This window comes from Streptomyces sp. NPDC048352 (genome assembly GCF_040651895.1).
Taxonomy (GTDB): domain Bacteria; phylum Actinomycetota; class Actinomycetes; order Streptomycetales; family Streptomycetaceae; genus Streptomyces.
The window spans coordinates 1-14,048 of sequence record NZ_JBEZKZ010000080.1; the positions used below are offsets into that span (position 1 = coordinate 1).

Genomic DNA, 14,048 nt, shown 5'->3' on the forward strand with positions numbered 1-14,048 from the left:
GTCCGCAGGCCGGCCCCGGCGGCGCCCCGCGCCCGCAGGGTCCCGGCGGCGCCCGTCCCACCCCGGGCGGCATGCCGCGTCCGCAGGGCGGCGCTCCGCGTCCCGGCGGTGCTCCCGGCGGTAACCGTCCGAACCCGGGCATGATGCCGCAGCGTCCCGCTGCCGGTGGTCCCGGTCCCCGTCCCGGCGGCGGCCCCGGTGGCCGTGGTCCCGGTGCCGGTGGCCCGCGTCCCGGTGGCGCCGGTCGTCCCGGCGGCGGCGGCTTCGCCGGTCGTCCGGCCGGTCCGGGCTCGCGTCCGGCCGGTGGCGGCTTCGGCGGCCCGCGTCCGGGTGGCGGCGGCTTCGGCGGCGGTCCGGCCGGTGCCGGCGGCGGCGGTCGTCCCGGCTTCGGCGGGCGTCCCGGTGGTCCCGGTGCCCGTGGTGGCACGCAGGGCGCCTTCGGCCGTCCCGGCGGTCCGGCGCGTCGCGGCCGCAAGTCCAAGCGCCAGCGTCGCCAGGAGTACGAGGCCATGCAGGCCCCGTCGGTCGGCGGCGTGATGCTGCCGCGCGGTGGCGGCGAGACCGTGCGCCTGTCGCGCGGTGCCTCCCTCACCGACTTCGCGGAGAAGATCAACGCCAACCCGGCGTCGCTCGTCGCCGTGATGATGAACCTCGGCGAGATGGTCACGGCGACCCAGTCCGTGTCCGACGAGACCCTCCAGCTCCTCGCCGGCGAGATGAACTACACCGTTCAGATCGTCAGCCCGGAGGAGGAGGACCGCGAGCTCCTCGAGGGCTTCGACATCGAGTTCGGCGAGGACGAGGGCGGCGAGGAGTTCCTGCTGCCGCGTCCGCCGGTCGTGACCGTCATGGGTCACGTCGACCACGGTAAGACCCGACTGCTCGACGCCATCCGCAAGACGAACGTCGTTGCGGGCGAGGCCGGCGGCATCACGCAGCACATCGGTGCGTACCAGGTCGGTACCGAGGTCAACGGTGAAGAGCGCAAGATCACCTTCATCGACACCCCGGGTCACGAGGCGTTCACCGCCATGCGTGCCCGTGGTGCCAAGTCGACCGACATCGCGATCCTCGTGGTCGCGGCCAACGACGGCGTCATGCCGCAGACGATCGAGGCGCTCAACCACGCCAAGGCCGCCGGCGTCCCGATCGTCGTCGCGGTCAACAAGATCGACGTCGAGGGTGCCGACCCGGTCAAGGTGCGCGGTCAGCTCACCGAGTTCGGTCTGGTTGCCGAGGAGTACGGCGGCGACACGATGTTCGTCGACATCTCCGCCAAGCAGGGTCTGCACATCGACTCCCTGCTCGAGGCCGTCGTCCTCACCGCCGACGCCTCCCTCGACCTGCGCGCCAACCCGGAGCAGGACGCTCAGGGTATTGCGATCGAGTCCCACCTCGACCGCGGCCGCGGTGCCGTCGCCACCGTCCTCGTCCAGCGCGGTACCCTCCGCGTCGGCGACACGATGGTCGTGGGCGACGCCTACGGCCGCGTGCGCGCCATGCTCGACGACAAGGGCAACAACGTCGAGGAAGCGGGTCCGTCGACCCCCGTCCTGGTCCTGGGTCTCACCAACGTCCCCGGCGCCGGCGACAACTTCCTCGTCGTGGACGAGGACCGTACGGCCCGTCAGATCGCCGAGAAGCGTGCTGCGCGTGAGCGCAACGCCAACTTCGCCAAGCGTGTCCGCCGGGTGTCCCTGGAAGACCTCGACTCGGTCCTCAAGGCCGGTCTGGTCCAGGAACTCAACCTCATCATCAAGGGCGACGCGTCCGGTGCGGTCGAGGCCCTCGAGTCCTCGCTGCTCCAGCTCGACGTCGGTGAAGAGGTCGACATCCGCGTCCTGCACCGCGGTGTGGGTGCGGTCACCGAGTCCGACATCTCGCTGGCGATGGGCTCCGACGCCATCGTCATCGGTTACAACGTCCGTGCGGCCGGCCGTGCCGCGCAGATGGCGGACCGCGAGGGCGTCGACGTCCGGTACTACTCGGTGATCTACCAGGCCATCGAGGAGATCGAGGCGGCCCTGAAGGGTCTGCTCAAGCCGGAGTACGAAGAGGTCGAGCTCGGTACGGCGGAGATCCGCGAGATCTTCCGCTCGTCCAAGCTGGGCAACATCGCCGGTGTCCTGGTCCGCTCGGGCGAGGTCAAGCGCAACACCAAGGCGCGGCTCCTGCGCGATGGCAAGGTCATCGCCGAGAACCTCACCATCTCCGGTCTGCGCCGCTTCAAGGACGACGTCACCGAGATCCGCGAAGGCTTCGAGGGCGGTATCAACCTCGGCTCCTTCAACGACATCAAGATCGACGACGTCATCGCGACGTACGAGATGCGCGAGAAGCCCCGCGCGTAAGCGCACGGCGGAACGCACGTGTCGTAACACCGTGTCGTAGCACCGGGGCCGGTCGGCGGAATATCCGTCGATCGGCCCCGGCCGTTGCGTGTACGGTTCTGGTGACCCTGCCGAGCGTCGGCCGGCAGGCCACCGAACCCGCACCGGCGGGATATCCGGAACTGCATGTACGTGGGGACTCTGTCCTTCGATCTGCTCCTCGGCGACGTCCATTCGCTGAAGGAGAAACGCTCCGTCGTCCGGCCCATCGTCGCCGAGCTCCAGCGCAAGTTCGCCGTGAGCGCGGCCGAGGTGGGCGACCAGGACCTGCACCGCAGGGCCCGTATAGGGGTCGCCCTGGTGAGCGGGGACGCGGGGTTCGTGTCGGACGTACTCGACCGCTGTGAGCGGCTGGTCGCGGCGCGTCCGGAAGTGGAGCTGCTGTCCGTGAGACGGCGGTACCACGGTGATGAAGACTGATTGCTTGTCTGCAAGGAAGAAGGAGACGGACCAGTGGCCGACAATGCGCGGGCGAAGAAGCTGGCGGACCTCATCCGGGAGGTGGTGGCCGAGAAGCTGCAGCGCGGCGTCAAGGACCCCCGCCTCGGTACGCACGTGACCATCACGGACACCAGGGTCACCGGCGACCTGCGGGAGGCCACGGTCTTCTACACGGTGTACGGCGACGACGAGGACCGGGCCAGCGCGGCAGCGGGCCTGGAGAGCGCCAAGGGCGTACTGCGCTCCGCGGTCGGCCGGGCGGCGGGAACCAAGTTCACGCCCACCCTGACCTTCGTCGCGGACGCCCTCCCGGAGAACGCCAAGACCATCGAGGACCTCCTCGACAAGGCGCGGGCCTCCGACGCCCAGGTGCGGGAGGTGTCCTCCGGCGCGCAGTACGCCGGCGAGGCCGACCCGTACAAGAAGCCGGGCGAGGACGAGGACGACGAGGACGCAGCCGCGGAATGAGCAGCAACGCAGGGAAGACTCCTGGGGGCCCCTCCCGGCCGGAGGCTGCGGGAGGGCTCGTCATCGTCGACAAGCCGTCCGGCTTCACTTCGCACGACGTGGTCGCCAAGATGCGGGGGATCGCCAAGACCCGCCGCGTCGGCCACGCCGGCACCCTCGACCCGATGGCGACGGGCGTCCTCGTCCTCGGCGTCGAGAAGGCCACCAAGCTCCTCGGCCACCTCGCGCTGACCGAGAAGGAGTACGTCGGCACGATCCGCCTGGGCCAGAACACCCTGACGGACGACGCCGAGGGCGAGATCACCTCCTCCGCGGACGCCTCCGGGGTCACCCGGGACGCCGTGGACGCGGGGATCGCCAAGCTGACCGGCGAGATCATGCAGGTGCCGTCCAAGGTCAGCGCCATCAAGATCAAGGGGGTGCGCTCCTACAAGCGCGCCCGCGACGGCGAGGACTTCGAGATCCCGGCCCGGCCGGTGACCATCTCGTCGTTCCAGGTGTACGACATGCGCGAAGGCGAGGCCGAGGACGGCACCAAGGTCGTCGACCTCGTCGTCTCCGTCGTCTGCTCCAGCGGTACGTACATCCGCGCCCTCGCCCGCGACCTGGGCGCCGACCTCGGCGTGGGCGGCCACCTCACGGCGCTGCGGCGCACGCGGGTCGGCCCGTACAAGCTGGACAAGGCGCGCACGCTGGACCAGCTCCAGGAGGAGCTGACCGTCATGCCGATCGGCGAGGCGGCCGCCGCCGCCTTCGCGCGGTGGGACCTGGACGCCCGGCGGGCCTCGCTGCTCGCCAACGGCGTGCGGATCGAGATGCCCGACGAGTACCGGGACGGCCGGACCGTCGCCGTGTACGGGCCCCAGGGGCAGCTGCTCGGGCTCGTGGAGAGCAAGGGCGGCAAGGCGAAGTCCCTCGCGGTCTTCGTCTGAGCGGGCCCTGCCTTTGACGTGGAGCGGTGAGCGCACACGGACTGCTGCTCACCGCTCCACGACCCCCCTCGGATAGGTCTTTATCCACGCGGAGCCCCGGATTCACCCGTCCGAGCAGGCGCTCGGAGTGAATGCGGGGAGCGTTGGGGGGCGCTTTCGCCTCCGTGCTTTTCGCGCTGATCTTCACTTGCCTACCGTCGTGCACACGGGTCCCGTGGCGGGGGAGTGGTGCGGTGATGACGGACGAGGTCACGGGCGGGACGAGGGGCGCCGACTCCGGTGCCTGCGGGGGCGGTGCGTTCGCGGGCGGTGATTCCGGGGGCGGGGCCTTCGCTGGGGGCGCCTTGGCGGGCGGTGCCTTGGTGGGCGGTGCGGAACTGGTGGTGATCGGGGACGTGGCCGGGCGGGTGCGCGGGAGCGGCTTCGTGGCCGACGACCGCGGCACGGTGGTCACCAGCCACGAGGCCGTCGACGGACTGGCGCGGGTGGTGCTGCGCGCACCGGGGGAGCGCACCTGGCTGGCCGGCGCCGACGACGTGACCGCCCTGCCGGAGCTCGGGCTGGCCCTCGTACGCAGCGACGGACTCGGTGTGCGGCCGCTGCCCGTGGCGATGCGCGAGGTGATCCCTCCGGGGACGTACGTACGCCTGCCCGCGCGGGGCTGGCGACAGGCGCGGGTGCTCGGGGCGGGAGCGGAGGTCACCTACACCGCGACCGGCTGCTTCCACGCACTGCCCGCCACCGTCGAGCTGGCCATCGGCACGGACGGCCGGGACGCGCTGCGGCTCGGCGGCGAGGCCTGCGGGGGGCCGGTCCTCGACGCGGGGACCGGAGCGGTGCTCGCGGTACTGGGCCCTGCTCTCGCAGCGGAACACCGCTCCGGCAGCTTCGCCGTGGCCCTGCGCGCGGCCGCCGCGCAAACACCCGACGGCCCCCTCGCCGCGCTGCTGGAGCGCAACTGCGCCACGGTGCCGGGCTACGGCGCCGACCTCAACCTGGCCGGCGCCCTGGAGCTGACCGCCACCACCGTCGGCTCCGCGTTCCCCCCGGCCGCCGCCGAGCCCGCGCCGGAACCCGTGCCGCGCCCCGCGCTCGCCGCCGGACTGGCCGACTTCACCGCGGGCGAGGGCCTCGTGCTCGGGCTGATCGGAGAACCCGGCACCGGGCGCACCACCGCCCTCGCCGCCCTGGCCGCCGACCGGGCGCGCGGACCCCGCCCCGCGCCGACGCTCTGGCTGCGCGGGGCCGACCTGCGCGGCGGCGACACCTCCCTGGCCGACGCCGTGACCCGGGCCCTGGCAGCGGCGGCCCGGATCATCACCGCGGGCGCGGGCACGGGCGCCGAGCGGGCTTCGGGCTCGGGCGCCGAGCGGGCTTCGGGCTCGGGCGCCGACCGGGCTGCCGGCCGGGCCGGGGACCCTGGTGCCGATCGGGCGGCGGGTCCGGGAGACCGGGCCGGCCGTTCTGGGGCCTGCCGGGCCGACGGCGTTGGTGCCGAGCGGGTCGGGGGTGCTGCCGCCGGACCGGTCGGGGGGCCCGGGGGCGCGGCGGGCGCCCGCCGGACGGGGGCCGTCCCGCCCGGGTGTGCGCCGTCGGGGGTGGCGGACGCGGCTGAGGGGACCGGTGAGCGCGTGGCACGGCTCGCGGGCGCCGCCGGACGGGCGCTGCTGGTGGTGCTGGACGCCCCCGAGGAGATGCCGCCGCAGCTCGCGCACCGCCTGGAGCCGTGGACCGCGGCCACCGCCGGCTGGCTGCGCCGCACCGGGGCCCGGCTGGTGGTCGCGGCCCGGCCCGAGTACTGGGAGCGGGCCGGCGGCCTGTACCCGCCGGAGCTGCTGCACACCCCGGCCCGCGCCGCCCGGCGGATGCCGCCCGCGCTGCCCGTCGGGGACCTGACCCCCGAGGAGGCGCGGACCGTCCGGGCCCGCCTGGGCATCCCGGACGACGCGGTGCACAAGGCCGACGCGCGGCACCCGCTCACCCTGCGCCTGCTCGCGGGGATCCGCGCCGCCGAGGTGACGGAGGGCCGCCCGGGCCGTGACGAGGTCTTCGCGGCGCACCTGGATCTGGTGGCCCTGCGCATCGCCGTCCGCATCGCGGCCGCCGGCGCCGGGCGCGGGCCCGGGGCCGCGGTGCACGGCCCCGGGGTGCGGCGGCTGGCGGCGCGGGTGGCCGGGCGGGTGCACGAGGCCGCCCGGCGGTGCCTGGGCCCCGGGCAGGGCCAGCTGGACCGGGCCGCCTTCGAGGAGCTGTTCCCCTGGCGCACCGGCTGGGCCTCCGCCGTCCTCACCGAGGGCCTGCTGGTCCCGGCGGGCCCCGGCTACCGCTTCGCGCACGAGGAGCTCTCCGACTGGCTCCAGGGCGGCCACCTCGACGTACCGGGCGCCCTCGACGACCTCGTGCACCGCGGCCCCGCCGCATCCGGCCCGCCCGTACCCCGGCACCGCATCGGACCCGTCGTGGAAGCCCTGCGCAGGCTGCCTGCCGCCGAACTCCACGAGACCCTGACCGCCCTGGTGGCCACCCTGAACGCCTTGGCCCGAGGGGCCCCGCCGGGCGCTTCCCCCCAGCCCGCCCCGGCCGGCGCGCACGCCGACCGGGTCTGGTGGGCCTCGCGGCTGGTGCGCGGGGTCCTGCTCGGGGCTCCCGACGCCACCCCCCACCTGCCCGTCCTGCACTCCCTCGCCGAGCACGTGGCGCGGGCCGCCCCGGGCGAGTTCGGCGGCTGGTTCTGGAACCGGCTCCGCCTGCCCGAGTCCGACCGCCTCGACCTGCTGCGCCGCCTGCTGCCCTGCGACCACCGCTACCTGGAGGCCGCCGCCCGCCGGCTGGCCCGCGCCCCGCAGCTGGTGCTGCCCCTGCTCTGCGCCTGGTTCACCGACGAACGCCGGCTGCGCGGCCGCCCCGGAGCCACCGTGGCCACCGCGGCGCAGGCGCTGCTGCACACCCACCGCGGCCTCGCGCCGGACGACCTCACCGAGGCCCTCGTCGGCGCCGCGCACCCCCGAGCCGACGAACTGCTCGCCGTCCTCGCGGAGGACGAGCCGTCCGCGCTGTCCCGGGCCGTCGACCGCTGGGCCCGCGACGAGCGGCCCGAGCGCCGGGTGGCCGCCGCCGCGTACGGTCTCGCCACCGCCCCGCACGTACGGGCCGCCGCCGACCGGGAGCTGCTGCGCCGCGCCGCCGAGGCCCTCCTCGACCGGCCCGGCGACGCCGCCCTGCACGGCAGCGCCCTCGCGGTGCTGCTGCGCGACCCCCAGGCCCGGGCCCGCTACCTGCCCGACGCCCTCGCCTGCTTCCGCGCCCCCGCCGGCGGCTCCCGGCTCCCCGCCCGCGCGCTGGTCGCGGCGCTGCCCGTACTGCCCGAGCCGGACGCCGTGTTCGAGGCGCTGCGGGAGCGGAGCGACGGCGAGGTGATCCGCGCCCTGGCCGCGCTCACCACCCCGGGCCTGGCCCGCCGCGCCGGCGACCTCGTACGGGACCACCTCGCCCGCCACCCCGAGGACGCCCCGCACGCCGCCGCCTTCGTCGACCGGCGCCTGGACCAGGGGCCGGCGGCCGGGCCGGTGCTGCGCCCGCTGGTCCTGGGCCTGCTGCGGACCGCCCCGCCGTCCGTACGGGCCGCGGTGGCCGGCGTACTGGCCGCGCCGGGAGCGGAGTCCTCGTACCCGCTGCGCGCCGAACTGGCCGACGTCCTGCTGCGCGAGGAGGCCGATCCGGCGGTGCTCGGCGCGTTCCTGGCGGGGCTGGCGGCTGGGAGCGGCCGGCGCCCGGAGGTCCGTACCCGCGAGCTGCTGCGGCGCACCGGGCGGCAGCTGCTGCGGGCACCGGGCGGCCCGGCGGTGTTCGAGCACCGCACGGTGGAGCTGGCCCGGGCCGATCCGGTGTTCGGGGCGCTGGTGTCCGGCTGGCTGACAGACGCGGCGACGGAGGCGGCGGCGCTGCTCGGGCCGGGCGCCCGGCGTACCGTGGAGACTCTTCGTAGAGCCGCGCCGGACATTACGTGAGGCGGGGAACGATTCCGGCCAGAGCCGATGCGGGGCCCCGGCCGACGGCATGGCAGTCTTAGACCTGCAATCGGCAATCCGGTACAGGGACCACACGGGTTCGGGCGAGGAGCGGTCACAGTGCAGCGCTGGCGTGGCTTGGAGGACATCCCCCAGGACTGGGGACGCAGCGTCGTCACCATCGGCTCCTACGACGGCGTGCACCGGGGACACCAGCTGATCATCGGCCGGGCCGTGGCGAAGGCCCACGAGCTGGGCGTCCCGGCGGTCGTCGTCACTTTCAGCCCGCACCCGAGCGAGGTCGTGCGGCCCGGCAGCCACCCGCCGATCCTGGCCCCCTACGACCGCCGTGCCGAACTGATGGCCGGCCTCGGGGTCGACGCGCTGCTGATCCTGCCCTTCACGGCGGAGTTCTCGCAGCTGTCCCCGGCCGACTTCATCGTCAAGGTGCTGGTCGACAAGCTGCACGCGCGCGCCGTCATCGAGGGCCCGAACTTCCGTTTCGGCCACCGGGCCGCCGGGAACGTCGACTTCCTGCGCGAGCTCGGCTCCACCTACGACTACGAGGTGGACGTGGTGGACCTGGTGGAGCGCGGCGAGGCGGGCGGCGGCGTGCCGTTCTCCTCGACCCTGGCGCGCCGGCTGGTCGCCGAGGGGGACATGGAGGGCGCCGCCGAGATCCTGGGCCGCCCGCACCGGGTCGAGGGCGTCGTGGTGCGCGGTGCGCAGCGCGGGCGCGAGCTCGGCTACCCGACGGCCAACGTCGAGACGCCGCCGCACACCGCGATCCCGGCGGACGGGGTGTACGCGGGCTGGCTGACGGCCGACGGCGAGCGGATGCCGGCGGCGATCTCGGTGGGCACGAACGTGCAGTTCGACGCCACCGAGCGCACCGTGGAGGCGTACGCGATCGACCGCGTCGGCCTGGACCTGTACGGGAAGCAGGTGTGCGTCGACTTCCTCGCGTACGTGCGGGGGATGGCGAGGTTCGAGTCGCTCGACGGGCTGCTGGAGGCCATCGCGGACGACGTGAAGCGGGCGCGGGTCCTCACGGACTCCTTCGACGCCGCGCGGCGCTGACCGCCGCGCCGCTCCGCCGCGTTCGACGGAGGAAGGGCCCGTACCGTCCTGGGACGGTACGGGCCCTTTCCCGTGCCTGCCGTGTGCCGGCCCGTCAGGCCGTCAGTCCGTCAGCCGAGGCGCGGGTCGCGCGGGGATTCGCCGGGGTACTGCGGCGGCTGGGGGGCCGGGGGCTGCTGCCAGGGCTGGCCCGGCTGCGGGTAGGGCTGCTGCCCGTACGGCGGCTGGGCCTGGGGCTGTTGCCCGTACGGGCCCTGGGGCTGTCCCTGCGGCGGCTGCTGGGGGTGCTGCGGCTGCGGGGGCATCTGGGGCGCGCCCCAGTGGACCTGCGCGGCCTGCTGCTGGGCGCGTACGAAGTCCTCGGCGACCAGGGCGGACAGGTTGAAGTACGCCTCCCGGGTCTTGGGCCGCATCAGGTCGAGGTCCACCTCGGCACCGGCCGCGAGGTGCTCGTCGAACGGCACCACGACGACCCCGCGGCAGCGGGTCTCGAAGTGCTGCACGATGTCCTCGACCTTGATCATCTTGGCCGTCTCGCGGACCCCGGAGATGACGGTGATCGAGCGCGAGACGAGATCGGCGTAGCCGTGGGCGGAGAGCCAGTCGAGCGTGGTGCTCGCGCTGCTCGCGCCGTCCACGGACGGGGTGGAGATGATGATCAGCTGGTCGGCCAGGTCCAGGACCCCGCGCATGGCGGAGTAGAGGAGCCCGGTGCCCGAGTCGGTCAGGATGATCGGGTACTGGCGGCCGAGCGTCTCTATGACGCGGCGGTAGTCCTCGTCGTTGAAGGTCGTGGAGACCGCGGGGTCCACGTCGTTGGCGATGATCTCCAGGCCGGAGGGGGCCTGTGAGGTGAACCGCCGGATGTCCATGTACGAGTGCAGGTACGGGATCGCCTGGACCAGGTCCCGGATCGTCGCGCCGGTCTCGCGGCGGACGCGGCGGCCGAGGGTGCCGGCGTCGGGGTTCGCGTCGATGGCCAGGATCTTGTCCTGGCGCTCGGTGGCGAGGGTGGCGCCGAGGGCGGTGGTGGTCGTGGTCTTGCCGACGCCGCCCTTGAGGCTGATGACCGCGATCCGGTAGCAGGACATCACCGGCGTGCGGATGAGCTCCAGCTTGCGCTGGCGGTCGGCCTCGGCCGCCTTGCCGCCGAAGCGGAAGCCGGAACGGGTGGGCTTCGGCTTCTGCTTGGCGCGGATGAGGCGGTCGGAGGACAGCTCCACGGCGGCGGTGTAGCCGAGGGGGGCGCCGGGGCCCTGGCCGGGGTGGGGCTGCTGCGGGTACGGCCCCTGCGCGGGTGCCTGCGGCTGCGGGGGCGGGTAGCCCTGCGGTGCGTGCTGCTGCGCCTGCTGAGGCGGGAACGCGTAGCCCTGAGGGGGCTGCGGTGCCTGGGCCTGCTGCTGCGGGGGCGCGGGCGGGAAGCCGTAGCCCTGCGGGGGCTGCGGTGCCTGTGTCTGGGCCTGCTGCGGTTCCGGGGCGGGCGGGAAGCCGTAGCCCTGAGGGGGCTGCGGTGCCGGGTACCCCGGCTGCGGCTGCTGCGGCTGCTGCGGCTCCTGGGCGGGCGGCGGGAAGCCGTAGCCCTGGGGTGCGCCCGGGGCGCCGAACGCGGGCGGCAGCGGCGGCAGTTCACCCCCGGGTCCCCCGACCGGAGTTCCCCCGGCCGGGGTGGGCGTCCGCGTGGCGGCAGGCGGCGCCTCCTCGGCGGCCGCCGAGAACGCCGGCGGTACGGCGTCCACCGGAGCGGGCGCCGGCTCGTCCTGCCCGGCGGGGCCGGAGGACGCTCCCTCGGCCTCGGCGACGGGGGCCACGGCGGGCACCGGGAACGGGGCGGCCGGCCCGGTCTGCGCGGGGGCGTCGGGGCCGGGGGACGCTTCCTCGGTCTCGGCGAAGGGGGCGGGTGCGGCGATGGGGGCCACGGCGGGCACCGCGAACGGCGCCGCCGGCTCCGCCTGCGCGGGCGCCGCCGGGAAGGCCGCGGGGGTGCTCGCGGGCAGCGCCGGGAGCGGCGCCGGCCCCTGGGACGCCTCGTCGGCGCCCGCCTCCCGCTGGCCGGGCACCGGTGCCGCGGACCCCGCCTCGCCGGCCGCAGCCGCCGCTCCCGTCGCAGCCGGGAACGGAGCCGCCGCTCCGGACGCCTGGCCCGGGCCCCCGGCTTCCTGGCCCCCGGACGCCGGTGCCGCGGGGGCGCCCGCCTGCGCCGGGACGGCGGACGGGGCGTCGGAGGAGGGGGACGGCGCGGCCGGGCGCGGCGACGCCGGAGCGATCCGCATCGTCGGCGGCGAGACCACGTCCGCCGGGCGGTGCGGTTCGAAGCCGCCGCCCTCCGGCAGCCCGGGCACCCCCGCCACCGGCGCGGACGAGCCCTGGGTGTACCAGGCCGGCGGGGTGTAGTCGATGGTGAACTCGCCCGTCACATCGGGCTCCGCGTCGGACTGATCGTCCGTCGGGACGTCCCACGTCCCGCCGCGCCTCTCGTTCCGATCGCCGCTCACTGGTCCTCCTGGTCTGTCGAACACCGGTCGGGCGCCCAACTCGACGCCGCGCCCGCGCTCAGCCTAATCGCGCCCGGCGACCGAAAGCCCCCGAGGTCGCGCCCCCGTACTCCTGCCTACAGGCCGCTCCGGCCCTGAGCAACCGTCACCGCGCACCGGTGCCTCAGTCGATGCGCCGCGCCGCCCCCAGCAGCCCGGTCTCCGTTTCCGTGCCCTGGGTCATCACGAACTTCCGGTCCCGCGGCGTGCACCACAGCGTCACCCCGTCCCCCAGGGTCGGCAGCGACTCCACCGCAGCCCTCGGCAGCCGCATCAGCGCGCCGATCCGCTCCGCCTCGTCGGGGGACACCCGCTGCACCCCGGCCAGCGCCGAGTTCGCCAGCAGCCGGGGCGCGGCCGGGCTCAGGTACGGCAGCAGGGTCAGCACCGACTGCCAGGGCCCCGCCACCACCCGTCCGCGCGGCGGCCGCATCCCGCAGTCCCGGACCACCAGCACCGGGCTGCCCGCCGAGGCGCCCTGCGGCGGGACCCGGCCCACCTCGTGCAGGGTCACGCACTGCTGCCCGCCGCCGGCCGCCCGGGCCAGCCCGGCCCACACGGGCGCCCGCCCGGTCTCCACCGCGACCCGGGCCCCCGTCGCGGCCGTGCGCAGGGCCAGCACCTGGGCCGTCCACAGGCCGCCGATCAGCGTGACCTCGTACGGGGTGGGCCGGTTGACGCCGAGCACCGCCGGCCGCCCCTCGGCGTCCACGCCGATGACGACCCCGTCGTCCCCGACGGGCAGCGCCAGCGCGTCCAGATCCGCCGCCGGGACCACGTGCCGCTCCCGGCGGGGGCCGATCAGCCCGAAACCGCCCCGCACCCCGCTCCGTATCCTGCCGCTCATCGCGCCCCTCCCAGCGGCAGCGAGGCCAGCAGCCCCGGCACCTGTTCCCGGTCGAGCCGTACCAGCCCGGTCTTCACGCCCCGCGCCGTCCGTTCCAGTTCCCGCCGGGCCGCCACCAGCTCCTCGTCGCTGCGCCCGGTGACCCGTACGTGTCCGGTCAGCGTCACGCCCTGGCGCGCGGCCGGGGCCATCGTGAGGCTGAAGTTCGTGGCCAGCGCCGGCAGCGAGGTGAGCAGTGCCACGAACTGGGGCAGGGCCGCCCCGGCCCCGCCCAGCTGCGGCCAGCGGCCTATCCAGTACGTGGTGTGGCGCCGGTCGTCGCAGCGCCAGGTCCTCGGGGTTTCCTCGGTGCGTCGGCCGGTGCTCGCCGAACGGCCCGCCTGCGTGATCGCCATCGGGTTCGCGCACGAGGAGGTCGCCAGCGCGCCCGTCAGCTCCTGCTCCGTCAGGACGGTGGCCCGGAACCCGGCCCCGGTCAGCCGGCTCGCCAGCTGGTCGGCCGCCCGCACCACGCAGCGCTGCGCCCCCGCCAGGCCGCCGCCGCGCGCGGCGACCGCCTCGGGGCACAGCTCCGGGTCGAGCTTGAGCGCGATCCAGGTCAGCCGGACCGCCGGAGTGCCCGTGCGGGCCTGGAGCGGGGCGTAGTTGAGCGTCGCCATCGACCGGGCCGGCAGGTGCGGAGCGGGCGCGGGCTGCGTGTGCTGGACCAGCTGCGCCGACTCCAGCCGGATCCCGTCCACGTCGAGGACGTCCCGGATCAGGGACAGGGGCAGCGGCCGCTCCGTGCGGTCGGGCCGCAGTGCGGTGGCGTCCGTGTCCACCTGGACCACGGCCGTCAGGAAGGTCCCGTCGCCGACCAGCCCCACCGGGCGCCGGTCGCGGTCGCCGAAGGTCGAGGTCCGCAGCGCCGGATCGGCCTCGACCAGCGGCGCCAGCCCGGGCTCGGTCCCGGCGGGCACCGTGAAGGAGGCGGCCCTGCGCCGCCGGGCGCGCAGTGCGAGCGCGCCGCCGATCCATTCGGGCAGGGAACGCTGGTGGCGGCGTACGAGGGCGAGCAGCGCCAGGGCCGCCGCCAGGACGCCGGCGGGCACCAGCAGCAGCGGTTCCACCACCCAGGCCACGAGCAGCGCGGCGGCCGCCAGCTGGAGGAGGACGAGCTGTTGCAATCGGAACGGTCCGAAGCGGCCAGGGCTCGGTCGCGGATGCGGCGTGACCCCGCCGCGCGCGGGTGCGGCCGCGGCAGTCCGCGGCTCCGTCACGCTGGCACTCACTCGCGCACCTCCCCATCCCGGGGGGCGGATCCGACGGGTTCCGGCACGGCGCGGCAGCCGCCGCCCGCCTCCGGGAACCTT

9 protein-coding genes are annotated in these 14,048 nt (G+C 75.5%); 6 read left to right on the forward strand and 3 right to left on the reverse strand.

Annotated features, from left to right (window positions below; all coding sequences use genetic code 11):
- The 6 genes from infB to AB0D45_RS29225 all read left to right on the forward strand — a co-directional run.
- Positions 1-2,351 (forward strand): translation initiation factor IF-2 (gene infB / locus AB0D45_RS29200; RefSeq protein ID WP_362464470.1); only part of this gene is annotated, 2,351 nt, incomplete at its 5' end.
- Between the two features lie 165 nt (positions 2,352-2,516).
- The gene (locus tag AB0D45_RS29205; RefSeq protein ID WP_361610452.1) at positions 2,517-2,810 is read left to right on the forward strand and encodes a DUF503 domain-containing protein; all 294 of its coding nucleotides are present in this window, start codon (positions 2,517-2,519) and stop codon (positions 2,808-2,810) included.
- Positions 2,811-2,843: 33 nt separating this feature from the next.
- On the forward strand, positions 2,844-3,299 hold the full coding sequence (rbfA, locus tag AB0D45_RS29210) for a 30S ribosome-binding factor RbfA (RefSeq protein WP_362464473.1): 456 nt from the start codon (positions 2,844-2,846) through the stop codon (positions 3,297-3,299).
- Positions 3,296-4,231, forward strand: coding sequence for a tRNA pseudouridine(55) synthase TruB (gene truB / locus AB0D45_RS29215; RefSeq protein ID WP_361610448.1), 936 nt, complete (start codon positions 3,296-3,298; stop codon positions 4,229-4,231). Before rbfA ends, truB begins: the two co-directional genes overlap by 4 nt.
- Before the next feature lie 236 nt (positions 4,232-4,467).
- A complete protein-coding gene (locus AB0D45_RS29220) occupies positions 4,468-8,238 on the forward strand; it encodes a serine protease (protein WP_362464476.1) in 3,771 nt (1,256 codons plus the stop codon).
- 120 nt (positions 8,239-8,358) lie between these two features.
- Positions 8,359-9,318 carry a bifunctional riboflavin kinase/FAD synthetase gene (locus AB0D45_RS29225; protein ID WP_361608777.1) on the forward strand — a complete coding sequence of 320 codons (960 nt, stop codon included), beginning with the start codon at positions 8,359-8,361 and terminating at the stop codon, positions 9,316-9,318.
- A 110-nt stretch (positions 9,319-9,428) separates the two neighbouring features.
- On the opposite strand, the gene AB0D45_RS29230 is transcribed toward AB0D45_RS29225, so the two are convergent.
- The 3 genes from AB0D45_RS29230 to eccE form a co-directional block, all read right to left on the reverse strand.
- Positions 9,429-11,810, reverse strand: a complete 2,382-nt coding sequence (locus AB0D45_RS29230) for an SCO5717 family growth-regulating ATPase (RefSeq protein WP_362464479.1) — start codon at positions 11,808-11,810, stop codon at positions 9,429-9,431.
- Between the two features lie 163 nt (positions 11,811-11,973).
- A complete protein-coding gene (locus tag AB0D45_RS29235; protein WP_362464481.1) occupies positions 11,974-12,696 on the reverse strand; it encodes a hypothetical protein in 723 nt (240 codons plus the stop codon).
- Positions 12,693-13,967 carry a type VII secretion protein EccE gene (gene eccE, locus AB0D45_RS29240; RefSeq protein WP_362464483.1) on the reverse strand — a complete coding sequence of 425 codons (1,275 nt, stop codon included), beginning with the start codon at positions 13,965-13,967 and terminating at the stop codon, positions 12,693-12,695. Before eccE ends, AB0D45_RS29235 begins: the two co-directional genes overlap by 4 nt.
- Between the last annotated feature and the right edge of the window lie 81 nt (positions 13,968-14,048).

What these genes read in the sequence shown, in the direction of transcription:
- AB0D45_RS29205 (WP_361610452.1), top strand. Translation starts at nt 2,517, where the DNA reads ATGTACGTGGGGACTCTGTCCTTCGATCTGCTCCTCGGCGACGTCCAT.
- truB (WP_361610448.1), top strand. Translation starts at nt 3,296, where the DNA reads ATGAGCAGCAACGCAGGGAAGACTCCTGGGGGCCCCTCCCGGCCGGAG.
- AB0D45_RS29220 (WP_362464476.1), top strand. Translation starts at nt 4,468, where the DNA reads ATGACGGACGAGGTCACGGGCGGGACGAGGGGCGCCGACTCCGGTGCC.
- AB0D45_RS29235 (WP_362464481.1), bottom strand. Translation starts at nt 12,696, where the DNA reads ATGAGCGGCAGGATACGGAGCGGGGTGCGGGGCGGTTTCGGGCTGATC.